A 20,009-nucleotide genomic window follows, 5' to 3' on the forward strand; every position below is an offset into this window, starting at 1 on the left:
TGGAACAAACCAAGAGTATAAATGAATAGAATTAACTTAAGTAAGAACGACTCAAGAAACGTAAACGTACTCTTTTAGTGGTCTTTATATATTATACTTTCGGGTTTCTCTGTTTAAGAATTAACTTAAAAGATAAGCATGGCTGCTATAGTTGAGATCACTAGCCCGAGCATAACGGGAATAAAGCTTTTACGAACGAGTTCCATAACTGGAACTTTGGCAAATCCAGCAACAGCAACGAGTGAGGACCAAGCGATTAAAGTTCCTCCTCCAACCCAAATAGAGCCCATTTGCCCAATAGCAGCTAAGGTAGCTACATCAACTCCGACAGAGTCTCCTAAAGCACCAGATAAAGCCCCTACTAATGGAAGACCAGAGAAACCTGAGCCATCAAGACCTGTTATCATACCGATGATCAGAATTCCAAAAGCAGCTAAAAAGGCACTTTCAGGAATCACTTGCTGACCTGCTTGAACGAGATCGAATAAAAAGGTAGGAGCAGAGTCTGATTCACCTCCGAAAATTTTAGCGGAAAATTCTCCACTACCGATAAAGAAAAATCCCGCTATTGGAATGACTGGTCCCATAGCTTTAAAGGCGAAAATGAATCCTTTGACTAGATAATCACTTACATTTGTTAACGACTTTCGAACGTTATAGAAACATGTTGCAATTACGAGAAGAACAACGGCTGTTCCACCTATTAGCGAGGCGCCAGCGCCGCCCTCCATGGCTGGGATGTTATCTGTAAACATGGAAAGCACCATGTAGATGACAATCACTAGAAAAGAGATTGGAACGAGTAAAGCGAAGAAGATTCGATGTTTTTTAGAATGTTTCGTTACCACTTGATCGTCCTCAAGGTCCATGCCCTCGCTTTTTTCCCATTTTAATAAATGATCTCTTGATGGTTTCTGAATAGATTTACGAATGGAGAAATAGGCACAAGTTAAAGCTACGCTCCCTGTAATTAGTGATAACACTAAAGCTCGGTTAGCAACAGCATCAACAGCAATTCCTGCAGATGTAGCATTTAACATGGGAGCGATTTTAATCATGTAATCAGCAGATAACGCCATTCCTTGACCCGCTAAAGAAATAGCTATAGCGGCCCCAATTGGAGGTAATCCGGCTCGTATGGCAACTGGGATTAATAAAGCTCCTATTAGTGGAACGGCAGGTGTTGGCCAGAAAAAGATGGAAATAGCATAGGTTACGCCGACAATCACCCAAAACGAAATATGACCATTTTTCATAACACGTTGGAACGGAGTAATCATTTGTTCGTCAGCTCCGAGTGCCTTTAGTGAATGAAGAAGAGCAGTCATAATGGCGATAATTAAGAAGATATTGAACAGTTCGCCAGCTGCAATTAAACTAGCTTGGAAAATAGTTTGTAACCCACTTGAAAATGAACCTGTATATACCCAACCTACAATAAAAGTCATTAGCACGGCTGGAACAACAACATTTTGTCTAAATAACATCGTTAAAATGATGATAAGCGTACCAAGTAAATAGATCCAGTGTGGAGCAGTTAAAATCATATTGTCACTTCCTTTCATCCGCCTTCAAAATTTGGCTTACGATACTATATGAAAAACAATGGGCAAGGGTGTAAGAGTGGGAACGTTATTGAAAGGAAATATGTTTAGGTATTCGAAATAAAATGGTTGATTAGAAGAAAGTTTAGGTGTATTATTACATATTAGTTAGGGGGCTAAGTTTTTGAGAAGAGTTATAGAAGAACTAGTAGGGTACCAAGTTGGGGTAGTGGCTCATTTAATGCGAAATCAATTTAATGACAAACTATCTGAATTTGGAATCACTCAGGCTCAATTTAAAGTTTTTTATGAATTAATCGAGCATGAAGAGATGACGCAATCTGAACTTCAGACGAAGCTCTATATTAAAGCTTCAACGATGAATGGCATTATTGAATCAATGCTAAAAAACGAGTTGATTGAAAAGAAGGATAGCTTAATAGATAAACGTTCGAAACGAATCAAATTGACGGAAAAAGGAAAATTGTTAGAAAAAAAGATTTGGCTTGAAGTTGAAAAACTAGAAGAAGAAACACTGAACTTATTTAATGAAGAGGAGAAGCAAGTTTTCTTTTCGTGCTTACAAAAAATGATGGTTCATTATCAAAAATAGAAGGTTGGTAAAAAGGATGAAACAAAAAATACAAAGTGAGAGGTTAGGAACTGAACCGATTCCAAAGCTATTGAAAAACTTATCTGTACCAGCTGTGATTGGTATGTTTGTTATGGCTTTATACAATGTCGTAGATACGATCTTTATTTCGTACGGGGTTGGTATTGAAGGAGTCGCAGGGGTGACCGTGGCTTTTCCGATTATGATGATTATGATGGCTGTTTCGGCTGCAATGGGTATTGGTGGAGCGTCTGTGATTTCTAGAAGGCTTGGTGCGAGGCGTGAACAGGATGCAAATCATGTTTTCGGAAATGTTATTTCAGTTATTTTTATTATTAGTTTAGCGGGAGTTATCGCAGCATTCACGGTACTAGAACCAATGCTGAGGTTATTTGGGGCAACGGAAGCAATACTTGGTCATGCTTCTAGTTATATGTTTCCAATTTTACTAGGAACTTTCTTCTTTTCCTTTGCATTCGCAACGAATAATATCGTTCGTTCAGAAGGTAATGCAAAATTTGCGATGATGACGATGATTATCCCAGCAGTTATTAATATTATCTTAGACCCTATCTTTATTTTTGGATTAAATATGGGAGTTCAAGGGGCGGCAATTGCAACTGTTATTTCTCAAGCCTCTGTTACAATCGTTCTTTTAAGATATTTCTTAACCGGAAAAAGTTCATTAAAGCTAAGTGTAGCAGACTTGAAATTAAAATGGAGCATTTTAAAAGAGGTTATTGCAGTAGGTTTGCCAGCCTTTGCTCAGCAAGCGGCAGGAAGCATTATGATGATTGCTATTAATACGATGCTTATCCGCTTTGGTGGAGACTTGCATGTTGGTGTGTTTGGGATTATCCAACGTATTATCATGTTTACGGTTATGCCGATGATGGGAATTATGCAAGGTATGCAGCCGATTGTTGGTTATAATTACGGCGCGAAAAATTTTGAAAGACTACGAGAAACGGTTATTCTTGGATTAAAAGTGACGATTTTAATGTCTTTCCTAACTTTTGGATTGGTGATGACTGTACCACACTGGTTAATGATGATCTTTACATCAGATCCAGTTGTAATCGATGCTGGTGTTGAATACTTAAGAATTATGTTCGCAGCTGTATTCTTAGTTGGGGTTCAGGTTGTCGGAAGTGGTTTATATCAAGCTTTAGGCAAACCAAAACAAGCCTTAATTCTCTCTTTGTCAAGGCAATTAATCTTTTTGATTCCACTAGTTTTAATTCTCCCACATTTCATAGGTGTGTACGGAGTTTGGTTAGCCTTTCCTATTTCTGATTTCTTTGCCTGTCTTTTAGCAAGCACATTGTTGTACCGAGATCGTGCCATCTTCTTTGGGAAAGGTACACAAGAACAAGAAACAGCTACGATCCCTGCATCTAGTGGATCTTGACTATTTGAACGAATAGAATAGAAGTTGTAAAATAAAGCATCATAAACTGAAAGATCGGTTTTTTGTCTCAGACATGAAACCGATTTTTTTTAGAGAGGTTGTTTATATTGATCACTTTTAAGGAACTTGGCATCAGTACACGTTTAGCTCAAATAGTAAATGAAATCGGCTTCAGTCATCCGACCACTATTCAAGAAAAAGCGATTCCGGTTCTTTTAGGAAAAAACGATATTATCGCTGAATCAGAAACGGGCAGTGGCAAGACGCTTGCGTTTTTGCTTCCTATTATTGACTCAATAGATCCTGAGAAACATGTTGTTCAAGCACTAATTGTTGCACCTACAAGAGAACTTGCTCTTCAAATTACTTCAGAAGCTGAGAAATTACTTACATCATTACCAGAATTAAAGGTACTTGCTGTTTACGGAGGACAAGATGTATTACAGCAATTGAAAAGGCTAGAAGGAGCTAACCATATTGTGATAGCGACTCCTGGAAGATTATTAGACCATGTACGACGTGAAACGATTTTGTTGAATCAAGTTTCAACACTTGTTTTAGATGAGGCTGACCAAATGTTACATATGGGCTTTTTACAAGAAGTGGAACAGGTTATTAAAGAAACACCAGCAGAACGACAGACTGTCCTCTTTTCTGCAACAATGCCAGAGGACATTCGCAAGTTAGCGACAACTTATATGAACACTCCTATTAGTGTAAATGTAAAACAAAGAAACGTCACACTTGATGAAATAGAGCAAATCGTCATTTCGACGACAGACCGCTCCAAACAAGAAGCTTTAAAAAAAGTGATTAAAAGTGAACAACCTTTTCTTGGAATCATCTTTTGTCGGACAAAGAGACGAGTGAATAAATTGCACGAGGCACTTAAAGAAAAAGGTTATCTTGTCGATGCCCTACACGGTGATTTATCACAGGCCAAAAGGGAAGAAGTCATGGCCACTTTTCGAGAAGCAAAAATCCAGTATTTGATTGCTACAGATGTGGCTGCTAGAGGACTAGATGTTGAAGGAGTGACTCATGTCTTTAATTATGATATTCCTCAGGATCTTGATAGTTATATTCATCGAATTGGGCGAACAGGCAGAGCTGGTGGAACGGGAAGAGCATTTACCTTCGTTGCTCCAAAAGACCGTAATTACTTAGCGATGCTTGAAAAAGGGATTAATCAACAGCTTGAAAGACGTATTGTTAAATAGTGTTGTTTAGATTATTTGGAAGGTTTCCTGACTAAGTTGTAGTTTTACAATTGGTTTTTACTTATTGTAAAAGTACTACTTTCGTATAACCTCAATGATATGGTTTGAGGGTATCTACTTAGGAACCGTAAATTCCTGGCTACGAAAAATGTGCAAATAGCCCATTTTTCGTAGCTTTTTTTTGTCTATTCATTAGAAAGAGGTGTACAGAGATGACGAAAATTTTAATCAAGCAAGCTGAGATTGTGACGATGAATAAAAACAATGATATTTTGGTTGGGGATTTGTATATAGTAGATGATAGAATAGCGGCTATCGGTCCCGAATTAACCATTCCAGAGGTTGATAAAATTATTGATGGAAAAGGCAAGGTTGTTTTACCTGGTTTCGTTCAAACTCACATCCACTTATGTCAAACCGTATTTCGAGGTCGAGCAGATGATCTCGAACTTATGGACTGGTTAAAGAAGCGTATCTGGCCACTTGAGGCAGCACATGATGAGGATTCTCTTTATTATTCGGCTTTGTTAGGAATAGGAGAGTTAATCCAAAGCGGTACAACAGCGATTGTTGATATGGAAACTGTCCATCATACAGATTTTGCTTTTCAAGCACTAGCTTCTAGTGGCATTCGAGCTTTATCAGGTAAAGTTATGATGGATAAAGGAAATGAAGTTCCATTAGTCCTCCAGGAAAATACAACTCAATCTATCCAAGAAAGTGTTGATTTACTTGAAAAATGGCATAACTACGATAATGGAAGAATTAAATACGCTTTTTCTCCTAGATTCGTTGTTTCTTGTACGGATACTTTGTTAAAAGAAGTGGCTTATTTATCCGGTGCATATGGAGTGAATGTACACACACATGCCTCCGAAAACCGAGGTGAGATTGAAATTGTTGAAGAAGAAACTGGGATGAGAAACATTGAATATTTAGATCATATAGGACTCGCCAACGACAGACTGATTTTAGCTCATTGTGTCTGGCTAAACGAAGAAGAAAAACGGATTATTAAAAATAAAGGAATACACGTTAGTCACTGTCCTGGCTCTAATTTGAAATTAGCCTCTGGAATAGCTGAGATACCTAGTTTACTTGAACATGACATATCAGTAAGTTTAGGAGCAGACGGGGCACCTTGTAACAATAACCTAGATATGTTTAACGAGATGCGTCTTGCAGCCTTAATTCAAAAGCCTACCCACGGACCAACGTCGATGAATGCAGAAACAGTATTGAAAATGGCTACGATTGGTGGAGCCAAGGCGATCGGATTGGAACATGAAATTGGCTCACTTGAAGTAGGGAAAAAAGCTGATCTAATTCTATTAGATTTAAATGACTTTCACACCTACCCTTCTTTTGATGTTGATATTGTTTCTAGGATTGTTTATTCTGCCACTAGAGCAGACGTTATTACGTCCATTATTAATGGTGAAATCGTAATGGAGAACAGAATCATGAAAACGATTGACAAACCAATTGTTTTGGCAGAGGCAAATTTAGCGATAAAAAGGATGACACAAAGGATGGTTTCAATTGTATAATCTATTTGTTTACGGGACGCTAAGGCATGAAGGATCGAATCATCACTTTTTAAAAGGTGCTAGACGACTTTCAAAGAGTGGTTATGTACCGGGTGAATTACATGATACTGGTTTAGGTTATCCTGTATTAAAAGAGGGTCGTGCTGGTAAAGTGTGGGGTGAGCTGTACCAAATTAACAAAGAGCAGTTAGAGAATATAGACAGGTCAGAAGGATATTCTCCTGCTAATTACTCAAATGAGTATATTAGAGTTGTTCGTGAAGTTCGTACGGAAAACCGAACAATTGAAGCTTTTGTCTATATAGTAGGTGACCAATTAGCAGGGTGTGTGAATCGAATCAAAAGTGGAGATTGGCTAATGCATATTCAAAATAAACATTAGGAGAGGGTTTGCCTCAACAAGTCTATACAGACCAGTTGAGGTAAACCTTTTTTTGTCTTTTATTGGAGTGTTCATTAAATGTTGGCACATATTTCAATTGATTACCGGGAACATTTTATTTATGGGATTATTTGAAAAGGAGGTTTTTTAATGAGTCGGAAAAAGAAAGGGTTTAAATTCAAAAAGCTATTTCCTCCGCAACCACATGATGATAACAAAGCCAATCCGGGCATTAAAGAACCTATTTCGATAAAAGCTATTAAACAAAGCTTAAGTAATATAGATGACCTTGTTATGAAAGAAATAAAAATAGCAAACACGATGGTTACGATTATCTATTTAGGTACATTGGTGGAAACAACGATTCTCGATGAATTAGTTTATAACCCGCTCAATCAATCAACCTCAGCTAAGCCAGATGAGATTTTCAAAAATTATGAAGTTGTAAAAAATGATGAGTTACCTAAGTTGATTCATGATATTTGTAGTGGTTTTACGGTTATTATGTTTGAAGATACGATTATTCAAATAAGCACCTTTAGCGCACCAGACCGCGCTATCGCTACACCTGATAATGAAACAACCGTAATGGGGCCTCAGGATGCCTTTGTTGAAAGTGTGCAAACCAATATTTCGATGGTAAAAAAGAGGCTACGTTCCCCTCAACTAAAGTCGAAATCTATGTTGCTTGGAACAGAAACTAAAAACACTGTTGTCATGTTGTATATGGAAAACCTAGCAAACGAAGAAAATATAAGCCGCGTGCAAAGAAGGCTTGAAAATGTTGAGTTTCATGGTTTTATTGGAATGCCCGTATTAAAACAAATGCTTGAAGATAAACCGTTTTCTCCCTTTCCTCAATTCGGGATAACAGTTAGAACTGATAATACGGTCGATGCCCTTTTAAATGGAAAAATAATAGTGATGATGAATGGAAGTCCAGAAGCAGCGATTTTACCTGCATCGTTTTTAGAAATGTTTTTATCACCGGAAGATTACTATAACCGCTGGACAACTGCATCCATGTTACGTTCATTACGATTAGCAGGTTTCTTTATCTCGATATTCTTAACGTCAACCTATGTGTCAGTGCTTACGTTTCATCCTGAAATGTTACCGCCGCAACTTTTAAGGCTATTAGCTGAATCGAGATCGCAAGTCCCGTTCCCTCCGGTTATTGAGGCATTAATTATTGAGCTTGTCATTGAGGTATTACGAGAAGCCGGGGCTCGAATGCCGACAAAAATTGGTCAAACCATTGGTATTGTTGGAGGGATTGTTATCGGGACGGCAGCTGTTGAAGCAGGTCTTGCTAGTAATATTTTAATTGTATTAGTCGCTGTAACAGCTCTACTTTCATTTATACCACCTAACTATTTGATGAGTAATGCCATTCGTTTCATTCGCTACACGTACATTATTATAGCTGGAACGTTAGGAATGTTTGGACAAATGATTATTTTGGCTTGGATGTTTAATCATTTGATGAATTTAACATCGTTAAGCACTCCTTATATGGCTCCTATTATTCCACGGAAATGGAGCGACATTTTCAATTCAATCTTAAGAGCTCCTGGTAATTTTGTTATCCAAAGAGCAGGTATTGCAAGAGCGAAGAAAGATCTTGTAAGGCCGTTAGATGAGGAGTAGGTTTAAATGGATACAGGTAATTTGAAGAAATTGAATAAGTTCCATGTTGTTTTTTTAAGTCAGAACGTTATTATTGGAATCGGTTTATTTACTTTATCTAATGAGATTAGCATGGTAGGTTATAATCAGTGGCTTATTCCAATCATGTTAGGCGTTTTAGCAAACATCACTTTGATCCCAATTGTGCTTCTATGTAAGAAGTTCCCTGATGATTCTTTATTTAAAATAAATGAAAAAATTTTAGGGAAGCTACTAGGGAAAATGGCGAATGGTGTTCTATTCCTATATGGGTTAATGGGCGCAGCATAATTATAAGAGGCTATAGTCGAATTGTGCAGTCTGTTGTGTTACCAGGATTTCAAGTGTTACCTTTAACGGTGAGCTTATTTTTTGTAATGAGTTGTATTGTTGCAGGTGGAATTAAATCTGTTGCCAGGTTTTGCATTTTCTCGTTTTTTATGACTGGATGGATGGTTATCTTTTTGCAATGGCCACTTCAAGCGGGAAACTGGCTTCATGCTGTTCCTACCTTTGAAGTTAGTTATACTGATTGGCTTGAGGCATTACATGAAGGAGCACTCTCAATGTTTGGTTACGGCTTATTGATGTTTTATTATCCTTACATTCAGAATCAAAAGAAGGTGTTTCTTCATACATCAATTGGGATTTGGTTAGCTGTTTTATTTTATTTAATCGTTTCAATAGCAGCAGTCGTCTATTTTTCTGCATGGCAACTAGATAATTTGTTGTTTCCAGTCTTAAATCTTTTCCAAGCAATTAAATTGACGTTTGTGGAGCGAATCGAAAATTTCGGAACCACTCTTTGGGTATTTCTCGTTTTGTCTACCTCTTCTGCTTATTTATGGGTTGCGAAAAAGGGGATGGACGCTTTAACAAACAAGCATAAAGATAGAGTATGGCATATCTCTGTTGTTGCATTTTTATCATGGCTACTTGTATCAGGTCCGATTCCAATGGATATTCAAGTTATTATTTTCGATGAGTGGAGCGTCTTTTATGGATACGGGTTGTTACTCTATCCTATTTTCTTACTAGTTATTAATTATATTAAAAGAAAGTTGACCAAAAAGGAACCGAAGGAACAGGAGGTTTCTACATGAAATTGCTCCTTTTACCTGTGATTGTAGCAGTCTTTATGTTAACTGGCTGTAATGATCCAAACATTGAACATCCCGTTATAGAGGATTTGGGAATGGTAGGGGTAATGGGCTTTGATTATGAAAATGAAAATGAAATGAAAATAAGTGTCACATTGCCACAACCTTCTAAAGATGCTCAAGAACAAGTTCAGCAGTTTTCATCCATTGTTAAATTACCCCATCAAGCGATGATGGATATTTCAACGTTAACGGAAAAGACACTAACTCCGGCCCAGTTGCGAGTTTTGTTATTTAGTGAAGAATTTGCTAGGAAACAAGGGATCTTTAAAGTATTAGAAAATTTATATAGAGACCCCCAAATAGGTTCTAATATTTTCATTGCGGTAGTAAAGGGAAATGCTGAGGATATTCTATCAGCAACCTATAAAGATAAACCTGAAATTAATATTTATTTAACAGAACTTTTAACACCTAGGAATATAACTGCCTTTTCTCCGTTTACGACTTTACATCAATTTATAAACAGGGAAACAGATGAGGTATCAGATCCATCTACTCCTTATTTAGAAAAGGTTGATGAAGATTCTATCAAGATTACAAAAGTAGCATTATTCAAAGAGGACAAAATGGTAGACGTGATTACACCGGAAGAAGCAAAGGTCGTTGAAGCTATGAGAGGAAAAAAGAAGTTACCTGATATCTCTATCACTATTCCTGGGGCGGAGGGAGATGAAGAGCATCTTGTCATGAAATTTGTAGATAGTAAATTTCATGCGAAAGTGAACGGTGACTTAGATAAACCAGAAATATTTCTCTATTTATATGTTCGTGGAAGTGTCGTTGATTACGATGGGGTCAGATTGTTGTCTAGTAACGATAATCGAATAATAGTGGAAACAGAAACTGGTAAGCATATAGAGGACAAAGTAATGAGAGCTGTAAGTTTATTTCAAGAACTAGGTGTCGAACCAATTGGTCTTGGTGAATATTTTCGCTTGAGAAATGCACCCGGATGGACAAAGGAAAAATGGCTTGAAGCTTTTAAACAAGCAGACATTACAACACATGTTGAAGTTCGGATTGTATCAACAGGAACTGTTCGTTAGAATGTTTTCGTGCTTAAGAACTTAAAAGGGTTATTGCAAAGATTTGCAATAACCCTTTTAAGTTCTTTTGGTAAAACTACATATTTTTACGTTACCAGGAAATCCTATAAACAAGATTCTTTAAGAGCTAAGTGGTGAGCAAATGATTACATTCGTCTATTTCCTTTTACTTATACTTATGATTTTATTAATGAGTTTATTTGATTCCATCGTGTTTGAGAGAAATTTTCTGTATTCTCTTCAAGTCATTTACCCGTTTGAATTAGGGACACGAAGAACGATAGTTTCTACTTGGGCCATTATTGGTCTATTTACGGCAGTTTATCTTGACTATCGAAAGATGAAAGATGCTAAGAAGCAACAATCAACGAACAGGTGATGCTATGAACACGGTTGGGAACAATAAAATTTCTTTATGGCAGTTGTTTGTTTTAATCACTATTTTTGCAATTGGGACAGCAGTTGTAGTCGGAGCAGGAGAAGAAGCTAAACAAGATATATGGATTGCGGAAATCATTGCTACTGTAATTGGTGTAGGTATTATTTTCAGCTATCATAAGCTACTTACATTTGCTGGTCAAAGAAATTTGTATGAGATATTGGAATTTTCGATGGGAAAGATAATAGGTAAGGCGTTATGCCTGGGTTACTGTCTTTACTTTCTTTATATTGCTTCTCGTAATATCCGGGATTTTGGTGAATTGATGAAAGTTACCATTTTGCCGTTTACACCACTTGAAGTAATTGCGATTGCAATGATGGTCGTTGTGATGTACACCGTATATTTAGGATTTGAGACGTTAGCAAGAGTTACTGAAATTATTTCACCCTATATTGTGGTCATCCTATTGTTAATAGGAGTTTTGCTGTTTATTAGTGGTGAGCTAAGGATGGATCATTTATTACCAGTGTTAGGAGATGGTTTTGGTCCAATCTTACAAGCTCTCTTTCCTACATTAATTACGTTTCCTTACGGGGAAGTCATTGTGTTTACTGTTTTTATGACATCCACATCGAACTTTTCTTACGCAGGAAAAGTAGGAGCGATTGCCATCATGCTAGCTGGTATATTGATCACATATTCAAATATTATTCAAATTACAGGACTTGGTGTCGATTTGAAAATTCGCACCTTATTCCCTTTAATGACGGCAGCTAGAGAAATAAAACTAATGGATTTCTTTGAGCGAGTGGATATTTTAGTTGTTTTTATTTTAATGTGCGGCATTTTCATTAAAGTTAGTGTATTTTTCTATGCTGGATTAAAAGGGTTAGAATATGTTTTTAACATTCCATACCGATCTTTGATCATTCCAGTAACAGCACTTATTCCTTTTTTTGCTGTTATAAATTCAAATAATGTTGTTGAACATTTTGAAGAAGGATTAGTAATTGTTCCATATATTTTACACTTACCGTTACAGTTTGGAATACCTTTTGTCTTATTTGTGATTCTGTTTATTAAAAAGAAGAAAGGAAAAGTGAGTAAATCAAGGCCAGAGGAGGTTCAATCGTGAAAGTATTTAAAAAGATTATCTCTTCGATGAAAGTAGATTCTACAAATAATAAGACGACACCAGAAGATTTTATTGATGAACAAGGGAAAAAGGCTCTTTCTAAATCTCTTAGCAAAAATGAAGATCAATTCAAGCAAATCTTCGCTAATAGTTTTGATTTTTATTTGGAAAGAGTGTACGTTGGCGAGACAGAAGGCCTGATTTTATATTTAAAATCGATGGTTGATTTGTCAAAAATCTCAGATTCTGTTCAAACGACGTTAACGAAAGCTCATAGTAAACAATATAAGATTTCCAATTCTGCAGATTTAACAGAGTTTCAGAAAGAATACTTTTCAAGTTATGATATTGATCCAGTAAAGTATGAACATGATGTTGTTTGGCATGTGTTATCAGGTTATTCAGTTATTCTTATTGGGGGTATTTCAGAAGGAATTGCTCTCCATACATCGACTTCAGAAGCGCGTTCAATTGAGCAATCTCAAACGCAAACGATCATTAGGGGGCCGCAAGAAAGTTTCACGGAGTCAAAAGGTACAAACCTAAGCTTAATTAGAAGACGAATTAAGAATTCTCACTTAAAAACAGAGAAATTTAAAGTAGGCAAGGATACGCAAACGGCTGTTTGTATTATTTATTTAGACAATGTTGCAAGTAAGGATATTGTAGACGAGGTACGGAGTCGGATCAATCAAATTAAAGCGAATGCCATTATTGATTCTGGGAATCTAGAAGAATTAATTAGTGATAAAGTGTTAACTCCGTTTCCGATGATGTATCATTCTGACCGGCCGGATGCGGTTTCAGCTGATATTATTGAGGGAAAAGTAGCTGTTTTAGTGGATGGAAGTCCTTTTGCTCTTGTCGCGCCTGTAGTTTTCACAGATTTTTTTCAGGTGAGCGAGGATTATTATCAAGGATTCATGATGGCAACGATGCTTAGAATGCTTCGTTTCCTGGCCTTTCTTTTAGCTCTGCTACTTCCATCTATGTATATTGGGTTAACTACTTTTCATCAACAGTTGATACCGACGGATTTAGTGGTTAGTATACAAGCGCAACGCGAAGGCGTTCCATTTCCAGCCGTAGTTGAACTTCTGCTCATGGAGGTTACCTTTGAGATTTTACGCGAAGCAGGAGTTCGCATGCCTAGAGTAGTAGGGCAAACGGTTTCGATTGTTGGAGCACTTGTTATAGGACAAGCAGCGGTTGAAGCAGGTGTTGTTTCTCATTTTCTCGTCATTGTGGTTGCTTTAACAGCTATGGCAGGCTTTGTGTCTCCAGTTTATGCATTTGCTAATGCAACAAGACTATTAAGGTTTGTACTTATAATAATAACAGCAATGTTAGGGTTATTTGGGACTTTGTTAGGGTTTTTAATGATCATTGCCCACTTAACGCATTTACGGTCATTTGGTGTGCCTTATTTAGCACCGATGGGTCCTATCATCTTAGAAGATCAAAAAGATGTTATGGTAAGACTTCCAATTCAATTAATGAATAAAAGACCTAACTATTTACATGCACAAAAAGACTTGAAGCAAGCTTCATCTGATCAGTTGCCAAGACAGAAGAAGGAGGAGAGTTCATGAGAAAAGTCTTCTTCATTCTTCTTGCTATATTAGTACTAACAGGTTGTTGGGATCGAAGAGAGATTAACGAATTAACCCTTGTTTCTGGTTTGGCCATTGAAAAAGGGGAAGGCGATTTTTTTAATTTAACAATTGAAGCGATTAATGCTAGTGAATTAGATCCGAGTTTATCTGAGGGGCTAGCGCCAACGGTTACCTTTACTTTGACTGGTTTAACAATGGGAGAACTTTTAAGTAAAATGAATCTTGGTTTAACGAGAGAGTTAAATTTCTCTCATGCAAGAACGTTAGTCATTGATGAGAAGCTCGCTCGAGAAGATGGAGTAAGTCGATTTTTAAAGTTTTTGGAAAAAAGTGGTCAGTTCAGAAATGACTTCCAAATTATTGTCTCTAAAGGAGTCAAGGCTAAAGATATTATTACGACAACTTATCCCGTACAAAAAGTCCCTTCATTTAAAATTTTTAGACAGTTTGAGACTCTAAAAGATCAATGGGGAGGATTCCCTGAAACAACTTTAACCGATTTTGTTTTTAGTTTAACTTCACCAGGGAGGGATCCGATGGTAGCAGCTATCTCAATTGAAGGAGATCCTTCTAAGGGAAGTTCGGTTAATGATAATATGGAACTAGATATGCCTGCTATTGCCGTTTATGATGGCATAGCAGTATTTGAAAAAGACAAATTAATTGGTTATTTAAGTGTTGAAGAAGCTAGAAATGTAATGTGGATAAAAGACTTAGAAACAACTACCACATCTGTTCCATGTGGTGAAAATGGTTATTACTCGGTTAGAGTATTTAACAACCATTCAACTGTTGATACGGAATATGAAAACAATAAAGCAAAAATCAAGGTGAAGCTTGTCATAGAGGGAGAAATTTATGACAACCAATGCGCAAGAGGGTTAGATGATATTAATACGTATGAGGATTATCAAAGCGCATTAAAGGAACATTTAGAAACTAAATTAAGGAAAACGATCAAAAAAGTGCAAGAGGATTTTAAAGTGGATATTTTTGGATTTGGCGAAAAGATGAGTAAACAACATTATCAGAAATTTAAACAAATAAACGACTGGAACGAAGAATTTATTAATGCAGATGTTGAAGTAGAGGCAAGTGTTTATATAAGAAGAGATGGAATGAGAACGAAGAGTTTTCTTGAACAAGTAGATTAAAAAAGGAAGACAAAAGTCTCCTTTTCGATTATGATAAAAGTATTAAAATAATTGAAAAAGGCAAACTTATCGAAAGGTAAGGACGCAAAGCCATGGGCCTAAAGTGATGTGTATATCATATGGTTGCCAGGTTGCCAATGTCTTCTATATGAGGCTTTGGGTTTCATAAAGGAGACTTGAAAATGAAAAACATCATTTATTCTACTGTATTGGCTTTTCTCGTTCTATTCACTTCAATGACACCCTCATCAGCTGCAACAGAGACGAAAACAATATCTACGTGGCTATGGAATCCCTATGAAATAGTTGATAACTCAATAGAAGTTCTCTTGTTTTTAGAACAAAATGGAGTTACCGATCTTTATTTGCAAGTTGATCGTGACATTGCGATTCGTCATTATCAAACTTTCATCGCACAAGCATCTCAACGAAAGATAAATGTACATGCCTTAGACGGTGCTCCTTCATGGGCAACGAAACAGGGAAAAAGGCAGTACGATCCAGTGATCTCCTGGTTAAGAAATTATCAAGCTCAGTCTACAAGTGAGCAACGATTCAAAGGGATACACCTTGATGTTGAGCCTTACTTAGTGCAAGAGTGGAACAGCAATCGTCAAAAAACGATAGAGTACTACCAACAAGCCCTTATTAGTTTTCAAACGCTAGCAAAAGAACTAAAACTCGTTTACTCAAATGATATTCCTTTTTGGTTTGATGAGATCTCGTTTAATAATAAACCTTACGGAAAAGGGAATCTATCTGAATGGTTAATCAACCAATCTGATTTTATTACGATTATGGCTTATCGCAATATGGCGGATGGTCCCAATGGCATAATTGAGTTAGTAAAAAATGAGATTAACTATGCTTTGAAGCAACATAAGAAAGTTGTAATTGGTGTTGAGACGATGAAGTCGTTAGAAGGTTCACATATTAGTTTTGCTGATAAAGGACAATCCTATATGGAGAAAGAATTACTAAAAGTTGAAGTCGCATATCAATCTACAGTTAGTTTTTCAGGATTTGCTTATCACCATTATGCTAGTTGGAAACAATTAAAATAAAAATGTAATCGAGGATCATTATTTGATCCTCTTTTTTTTTGTTACTAGGAATCTCTGACTACTTACGAGTTTGTACTAGGAAGGTAGGCATAGAAAATGAACTTGTTATTAGTTCTAAAGTAACGGATGAGAAGATGAATACTATCCAAAAAGGTCGTGATTTTAAGCTGTCAGTCATGAGAACCCACACCGTTTGAAGAAAATAGGAACAGAAGACAATATATTATGTTTGTCAGATAACCGATAATAGTATTAAGAGCATTCTCTTTCTGTTGAATTCTAGTTATAGTGTATCTATAATTTAGTAGGTAGAGAGCGGGTTGGATTGGTGAAGTATTTGTTCGGTCAAAGACATAATTCATTATATAAGAAGGAATATAGGTGATAACTATGAGATACGAGCAAGATCATCAGATTGGGATTTTATTTATCGAAGAAGATATTACGATAAAAAATGTAAATCAGTTTAAAGAAAGAATGGAGACATTTATACACCAATCAGAACAGCAGTTTATTTTAGATTTGACAAAAGTTAAATACTTGAACAGTTCAGCTTTAGGAGTAATTGCCAATACAGTTATGCAGGCAAAAGAGCAAGAAAAAGAATTTATACTCTCGGGAGTGACCCCTCCTATAGATGAAATTTTTGATATTGTAAAGTTTTCAAGCTTTGTAAAAATGTATACAACGATTGCTGAAGCTCGTAACTACTATAATCCATAGAAATTTGACGGAGGAATAATCTACGCATTCGTTTGAAATCGTGCTTGAAAACATCTCATCGTGGCAGCAATTAGCAGAGTGAAAAACCGAACTTGCCACTTAAGAATCCGAAAAACTCCTTTTTATTAAGGGGTTTTTCTTTGATAAAAAGTGATTAAATAAAATGAACAATTGTGCTGTAAAAAAAATGGTTTTAACCGATATTAATAAAAGATTAGATAATATCGTGTGGGGTTATGAAATGGAAAAAACAACAAAAATGATTTATCAATTATTAAAAACATACAGTTCTTTGCTGCAAATTCCCATTTATTTATTAGATGAATGGGGAAATCTCTGCAACTGTGATGATCATAAAGATGAAGTCTATACTGAGCTGAGCAAGGAATGTTTCAAGATAAGTAAATCTATTCAAAAGCCTATCATTATGAATCCTAATAATGAAGATAAGACAGTAATTCTATGTCCGGTTTTTATTTTTAATAATCAAGATTATCTGTTAGTAACAGATTACTTTTCTTCTGTAACGGAGACTTCTGCTGTTGACTTTAAGAATGGAATGAAAAGTTTTACAAGAGAACAGCAAGTCAGTATATTACACGAACTAGAACAACTTATGGTTATGATTGGATTTATGATTGAAAACACACGGAAAGTAGATATTCAAAAAAATTACTTAACAATGATTAATAGCTTCTCAGAAAATACGCGCACGGAAGAAAAGAAAATAAAAGAATTACTTGGGCAAGTTAAACTGACAACGAGGAATTTAGATTTTATTGGGTACGCAGTGGAAACACAGAACAATTTGTTTGAAATTCAAGATGGTGTTGGATTTGAGAACAGTCAGTTGATGGGTAGTTCCTTTTATTTAGGAGAAGGTTTGTTAGGCCAAAGTGTAGCATTAGAACAAAACATAGAGCATTGTAATGTGAGTGATACGCATAGAGGCCGTTTTTTTGCTGAACGTGAATTGAATCCAAATCAAGTGTTTGCTTTTCCGATTAAATCAAATAATAAAGTGAATGCTTTATTATTTGGTGGAACGTTAACTAGTAACTTAATCCCGAAAGAATTCATTGATTCGTTACAGTTATTCAGTAATTATTTAGGAAGTGTTCTTTCTCTTAAAGAGGCTTCTAAAGAAGTCGAAGAGAACAAATTAGTAAAACATTTATTATTGGAACTCTTAGAAATTTACACTCATACATCTACCCCTTCTCATGTGATGTTTAAGATTCTCGACTTTTGTTCATCCATCAATCAAGGTGATGATGTTAGGATAAAGCTTGTGAATGGTGAATCTTTCAAAAGAGGTAGCTCTTTGTCAGATTTAGACAGGCTTCATGAGCATGCATTTCAAACACACTTTTCTACTAAATCTGTTTCTGCTGAATGTGATGTAGAGTTGATTGGTGACTCTCTTATTTATCATATTCCAATGATTACGAAAAAGACATTTAGCGGTTTACTGTCATTTAAGGTAAAACAAGATTATAACCTAGCTGAAATGGAACAAGTTCTAAGAATTGTGTGCGATCTTGGGGGTATGAGTTACAATATCGTTGAAAAAAGCGAAGATACCGAGGCTAAATCCTCAAAAACGTCTATTACAATGCTTTATCAGCAACTAGAATACTGGAACAAGGAGCTTTTCAATTTAACAAATAATGCAGTAGAGTTGGCTAAATCATTCAGTATGTATATAAATGAATCAGTTAATCTTTCTTTGGTACAACAGGCTTGTCAGGTGTCTACCTACCAGCTTTCTTTTTTACAAAAACAGGGCATTGAATTGGATGTATTATCATGTTTAGAAGAAGTGTTTGCACCGAAGAATACAATGAATCAAGCTCCTAGCAAAGAAGCTCAAATACTAGGTCTAATCGCTAATCATTTGAAAATGACAGGTTCAGTGTGTCAATTAACTTTTGAGCAGTCATTAACAAAACAATTCAATATGTTTTTGGAAAAGTTCAACTATCTAGAAGATGTTAACTTAACGAAAGCGAACGAATTAGACATTCGAAAAATTGAAGAGTTAGAGGATTTAACAAAAGAAATCGATCTACTACCATTAACCGCCCGAGAAAAAGAAATTCTCTTTTTTATTTTAGAAGGATTAAATAATCAAGAGGTTGCTGACCAGTTAAACATCAGTAGCCATACTGTAAAAAATCACTTAACAAATATATTCCGTAAATTGGATGTCACGGACCGGGTTCAAGCAATGGCAAAGATCTATCGAATTAAATACGGGATTTAATAGTGAAAAAGAGGATGTCTCAATTGTGTTTGAGACATCCTCTTACAAAACTAAATCAATAGCTTGAAATAAAGCCGACCAAACAACCTATGGATTTGTTGACCATAAGCCTGCAGATTTAATGAAAATGCGAGGGTGAAGCTTTAATTGTGCAATCATATATTCAGCAAGATCTTCAGGTTGCATTACTTTTTCTGGATTGCCATCTGTTAGATTTTCTCTAAATGCTAGTTCTGTCGCAACGGTGCTAGGTGTTAGAGCTGAAACACGAATATTATGTTTACGAACTTCAAGAGCTAGTGATTCAGTGAGTCCTAATAAGCCAAATTTAGAAGCGCTATAAGCACTTGTTACTGGAGCTCCTTTTTGACCTGCCGTTGATGAGATGTTAATAATGTCACCACCATTTTTCTCAATTAATTGCGGCAACACAGCTCGTGTAACGTAATAAACTCCCATTAAGTTAATATCAATCATTCTTTTCCACTCATCAGGATCTAGTTCTAAAAATGAGCCAAATTTACCGGTACCGGCATTATTGATGAGTATATCAGCTGAACCTAATTCTTCAGTTAGTTTACTAATAGCTTGATCGACTTGTTCAAGAGAGGAAACATCAGCTGTAGCATAAGCTGCTTTAACTCCTAGTGTTTCAATTTCATTTGCCACTTCAATTAGATCTGTTTCAGTACGAGCGAGTAGACCGACAAGAGCTCCTTCTTTTGCAAGAGCTATGGCAGTAGCTTTTCCTATACCTTTTCCTGCACCTGTTACAAATGCAACTTTCCCTTTTAGTGACTGTGCCAAGAAAATCTCTCCTTTCAATATGTAAGATAGGATTGTATTTTACATAATAAGCAAAATGAAGTCAAAATAAATGCACAATCATGACATTGAGATAAATGAGATTTTTTCTGTGCATTAGTTTCATACGCTGGAGGGGGAAAAGTTGAAAAATCGACCTTTTTTTCTCTCTATACAATTTACGACAGTTTTTTTATGGTTTTACCTGTATACTATTCTTATAGAGAAGTGAGAGATCTTTCTATTAATAATGTATTACGCTAGAAAA

At 36.1% G+C, this 20,009-nt stretch carries 17 protein-coding genes, 1 pseudogene and 2 riboswitches; of the genes and pseudogenes, 16 read left to right on the forward strand and 2 right to left on the reverse strand.

The annotated features are described in order from the left end of the window. Positions 1-125 precede the first annotated feature (125 nt). Positions 126-1,547, reverse strand: a complete 1,422-nt coding sequence (locus JCM9157_RS05980) for a hypothetical protein (RefSeq protein ID WP_035663053.1) — start codon at positions 1,545-1,547, stop codon at positions 126-128. A 181-nt stretch (positions 1,548-1,728) separates the two neighbouring features. On the opposite strand from JCM9157_RS05980, the gene JCM9157_RS05985 reads away from it, so the two are divergent. The 16 genes and pseudogenes from JCM9157_RS05985 (at position 1,729) to JCM9157_RS25035 (ending at position 18,937) form a co-directional block, all read left to right on the forward strand. After that, the gene (locus tag JCM9157_RS05985) at positions 1,729-2,157 is read left to right on the forward strand and encodes a MarR family winged helix-turn-helix transcriptional regulator (protein ID WP_035663054.1); all 429 of its coding nucleotides are present in this window, start codon (positions 1,729-1,731) and stop codon (positions 2,155-2,157) included. 16 nt (positions 2,158-2,173) lie between these two features. Beyond that, entirely contained in the window at positions 2,174-3,568 is a 1,395-nt protein-coding gene (locus JCM9157_RS05990) for an MATE family efflux transporter (protein WP_035663056.1), read from the forward strand. 98 nt (positions 3,569-3,666) lie between these two features. Then, positions 3,667-4,785, forward strand: a pseudogene (locus JCM9157_RS05995) (DEAD/DEAH box helicase); the annotation flags it as partial. A gap of 64 nt (positions 4,786-4,849) precedes the next feature. Continuing rightward, a riboswitch (purine riboswitch) is annotated at positions 4,850-4,950 on the forward strand. A 50-nt stretch (positions 4,951-5,000) separates the two neighbouring features. Then, on the forward strand, positions 5,001-6,338 hold the full coding sequence (locus JCM9157_RS06000) for a 5'-deoxyadenosine deaminase (protein ID WP_035663057.1): 1,338 nt from the start codon (positions 5,001-5,003) through the stop codon (positions 6,336-6,338). Beyond that, on the forward strand, positions 6,331-6,720 hold the full coding sequence (locus tag JCM9157_RS06005; RefSeq protein ID WP_035663058.1) for a gamma-glutamylcyclotransferase family protein: 390 nt from the start codon (positions 6,331-6,333) through the stop codon (positions 6,718-6,720). Before JCM9157_RS06000 ends, JCM9157_RS06005 begins: the two co-directional genes overlap by 8 nt. A 150-nt stretch (positions 6,721-6,870) precedes the next feature. After that, complete coding sequence (locus JCM9157_RS06010; protein WP_052012971.1) at positions 6,871-8,370, forward strand: spore germination protein; 1,500 nt, start codon at positions 6,871-6,873, stop codon at positions 8,368-8,370. Between the two features lie 6 nt (positions 8,371-8,376). Next, complete coding sequence (locus JCM9157_RS25655; protein ID WP_052012972.1) at positions 8,377-8,679, forward strand: GerAB/ArcD/ProY family transporter; 303 nt, start codon at positions 8,377-8,379, stop codon at positions 8,677-8,679. A 23-nt stretch (positions 8,680-8,702) separates the two neighbouring features. Then, positions 8,703-9,491: a GerAB/ArcD/ProY family transporter gene (locus tag JCM9157_RS06015; protein ID WP_052012973.1), complete on the forward strand. Its 789-nt coding sequence runs from the start codon at positions 8,703-8,705 to the stop codon at positions 9,489-9,491. After that, complete coding sequence (locus JCM9157_RS06020) at positions 9,488-10,597, forward strand: Ger(x)C family spore germination protein (protein ID WP_052012974.1); 1,110 nt, start codon at positions 9,488-9,490, stop codon at positions 10,595-10,597. Before JCM9157_RS06015 ends, JCM9157_RS06020 begins: the two co-directional genes overlap by 4 nt. A 142-nt stretch (positions 10,598-10,739) precedes the next feature. Beyond that, positions 10,740-10,976 carry a hypothetical protein gene (locus JCM9157_RS06025; protein ID WP_035663060.1) on the forward strand — a complete coding sequence of 79 codons (237 nt, stop codon included), beginning with the start codon at positions 10,740-10,742 and terminating at the stop codon, positions 10,974-10,976. A gap of 4 nt (positions 10,977-10,980) precedes the next feature. Beyond that, complete coding sequence (locus JCM9157_RS06030; RefSeq protein WP_035663062.1) at positions 10,981-12,114, forward strand: GerAB/ArcD/ProY family transporter; 1,134 nt, start codon at positions 10,981-10,983, stop codon at positions 12,112-12,114. Further along, the gene (locus JCM9157_RS06035; protein ID WP_148296816.1) at positions 12,111-13,706 is read left to right on the forward strand and encodes a spore germination protein; all 1,596 of its coding nucleotides are present in this window, start codon (positions 12,111-12,113) and stop codon (positions 13,704-13,706) included. The genes JCM9157_RS06030 and JCM9157_RS06035 overlap by 4 nt, the downstream gene beginning before the upstream one ends. Then, a complete protein-coding gene (locus JCM9157_RS06040; protein WP_035663064.1) occupies positions 13,703-14,884 on the forward strand; it encodes a Ger(x)C family spore germination protein in 1,182 nt (393 codons plus the stop codon). Before JCM9157_RS06035 ends, JCM9157_RS06040 begins: the two co-directional genes overlap by 4 nt. 49 nt (positions 14,885-14,933) lie before the next feature. Next, positions 14,934-15,023: riboswitch (cyclic di-GMP riboswitch) on the forward strand. Positions 15,024-15,066: 43 nt separating this feature from the next. Next, entirely contained in the window at positions 15,067-15,948 is an 882-nt protein-coding gene (locus tag JCM9157_RS06045) for a hypothetical protein (RefSeq protein ID WP_035663067.1), read from the forward strand. 390 nt (positions 15,949-16,338) lie between these two features. Further along, the gene (locus JCM9157_RS06050; RefSeq protein WP_035663069.1) at positions 16,339-16,671 is read left to right on the forward strand and encodes an STAS domain-containing protein; all 333 of its coding nucleotides are present in this window, start codon (positions 16,339-16,341) and stop codon (positions 16,669-16,671) included. A gap of 241 nt (positions 16,672-16,912) precedes the next feature. Beyond that, entirely contained in the window at positions 16,913-18,937 is a 2,025-nt protein-coding gene (locus JCM9157_RS25035; RefSeq protein WP_201768893.1) for a response regulator transcription factor, read from the forward strand. A gap of 87 nt (positions 18,938-19,024) precedes the next feature. On the opposite strand, the gene JCM9157_RS06060 is transcribed toward JCM9157_RS25035, so the two are convergent. Continuing rightward, entirely contained in the window at positions 19,025-19,744 is a 720-nt protein-coding gene (locus tag JCM9157_RS06060) for a 3-ketoacyl-ACP reductase (RefSeq protein ID WP_035663071.1), read from the reverse strand. Positions 19,745-20,009: the final 265 nt, after the last annotated feature.

It is taken from the genome of Halalkalibacter akibai JCM 9157, assembly GCF_000513135.1.
In the GTDB taxonomy this organism is placed as follows: domain Bacteria; phylum Bacillota; class Bacilli; order Bacillales; family Bacillaceae_D; genus Halalkalibacter; species Halalkalibacter akibai.

Excerpts from the sequence above, each read along its gene's own strand:
- JCM9157_RS06000 (WP_035663057.1), top strand. The coding sequence starts at position 5,001 with ATGACGAAAATTTTAATCAAGCAAGCTGAGATTGTGACGATGAATAAA.
- JCM9157_RS25655 (WP_052012972.1), top strand. The coding sequence starts at position 8,377 with ATGGATACAGGTAATTTGAAGAAATTGAATAAGTTCCATGTTGTTTTT.
- JCM9157_RS05980 (WP_035663053.1), bottom strand. The coding sequence starts at position 1,547 with ATGATTTTAACTGCTCCACACTGGATCTATTTACTTGGTACGCTTATC.
- JCM9157_RS06020 (WP_052012974.1), top strand. The coding sequence starts at position 9,488 with ATGAAATTGCTCCTTTTACCTGTGATTGTAGCAGTCTTTATGTTAACT.
- JCM9157_RS25035 (WP_201768893.1), top strand. The coding sequence starts at position 16,913 with ATGGAAAAAACAACAAAAATGATTTATCAATTATTAAAAACATACAGT.
- JCM9157_RS06030 (WP_035663062.1), top strand. The coding sequence starts at position 10,981 with ATGAACACGGTTGGGAACAATAAAATTTCTTTATGGCAGTTGTTTGTT.
- JCM9157_RS06040 (WP_035663064.1), top strand. The coding sequence starts at position 13,703 with ATGAGAAAAGTCTTCTTCATTCTTCTTGCTATATTAGTACTAACAGGT.
- JCM9157_RS06010 (WP_052012971.1), top strand. The coding sequence starts at position 6,871 with ATGAGTCGGAAAAAGAAAGGGTTTAAATTCAAAAAGCTATTTCCTCCG.
- JCM9157_RS06045 (WP_035663067.1), top strand. The coding sequence starts at position 15,067 with ATGAAAAACATCATTTATTCTACTGTATTGGCTTTTCTCGTTCTATTC.
- JCM9157_RS06025 (WP_035663060.1), top strand. The coding sequence starts at position 10,740 with ATGATTACATTCGTCTATTTCCTTTTACTTATACTTATGATTTTATTA.
- JCM9157_RS06050 (WP_035663069.1), top strand. The coding sequence starts at position 16,339 with ATGAGATACGAGCAAGATCATCAGATTGGGATTTTATTTATCGAAGAA.
- JCM9157_RS05990 (WP_035663056.1), top strand. The coding sequence starts at position 2,174 with ATGAAACAAAAAATACAAAGTGAGAGGTTAGGAACTGAACCGATTCCA.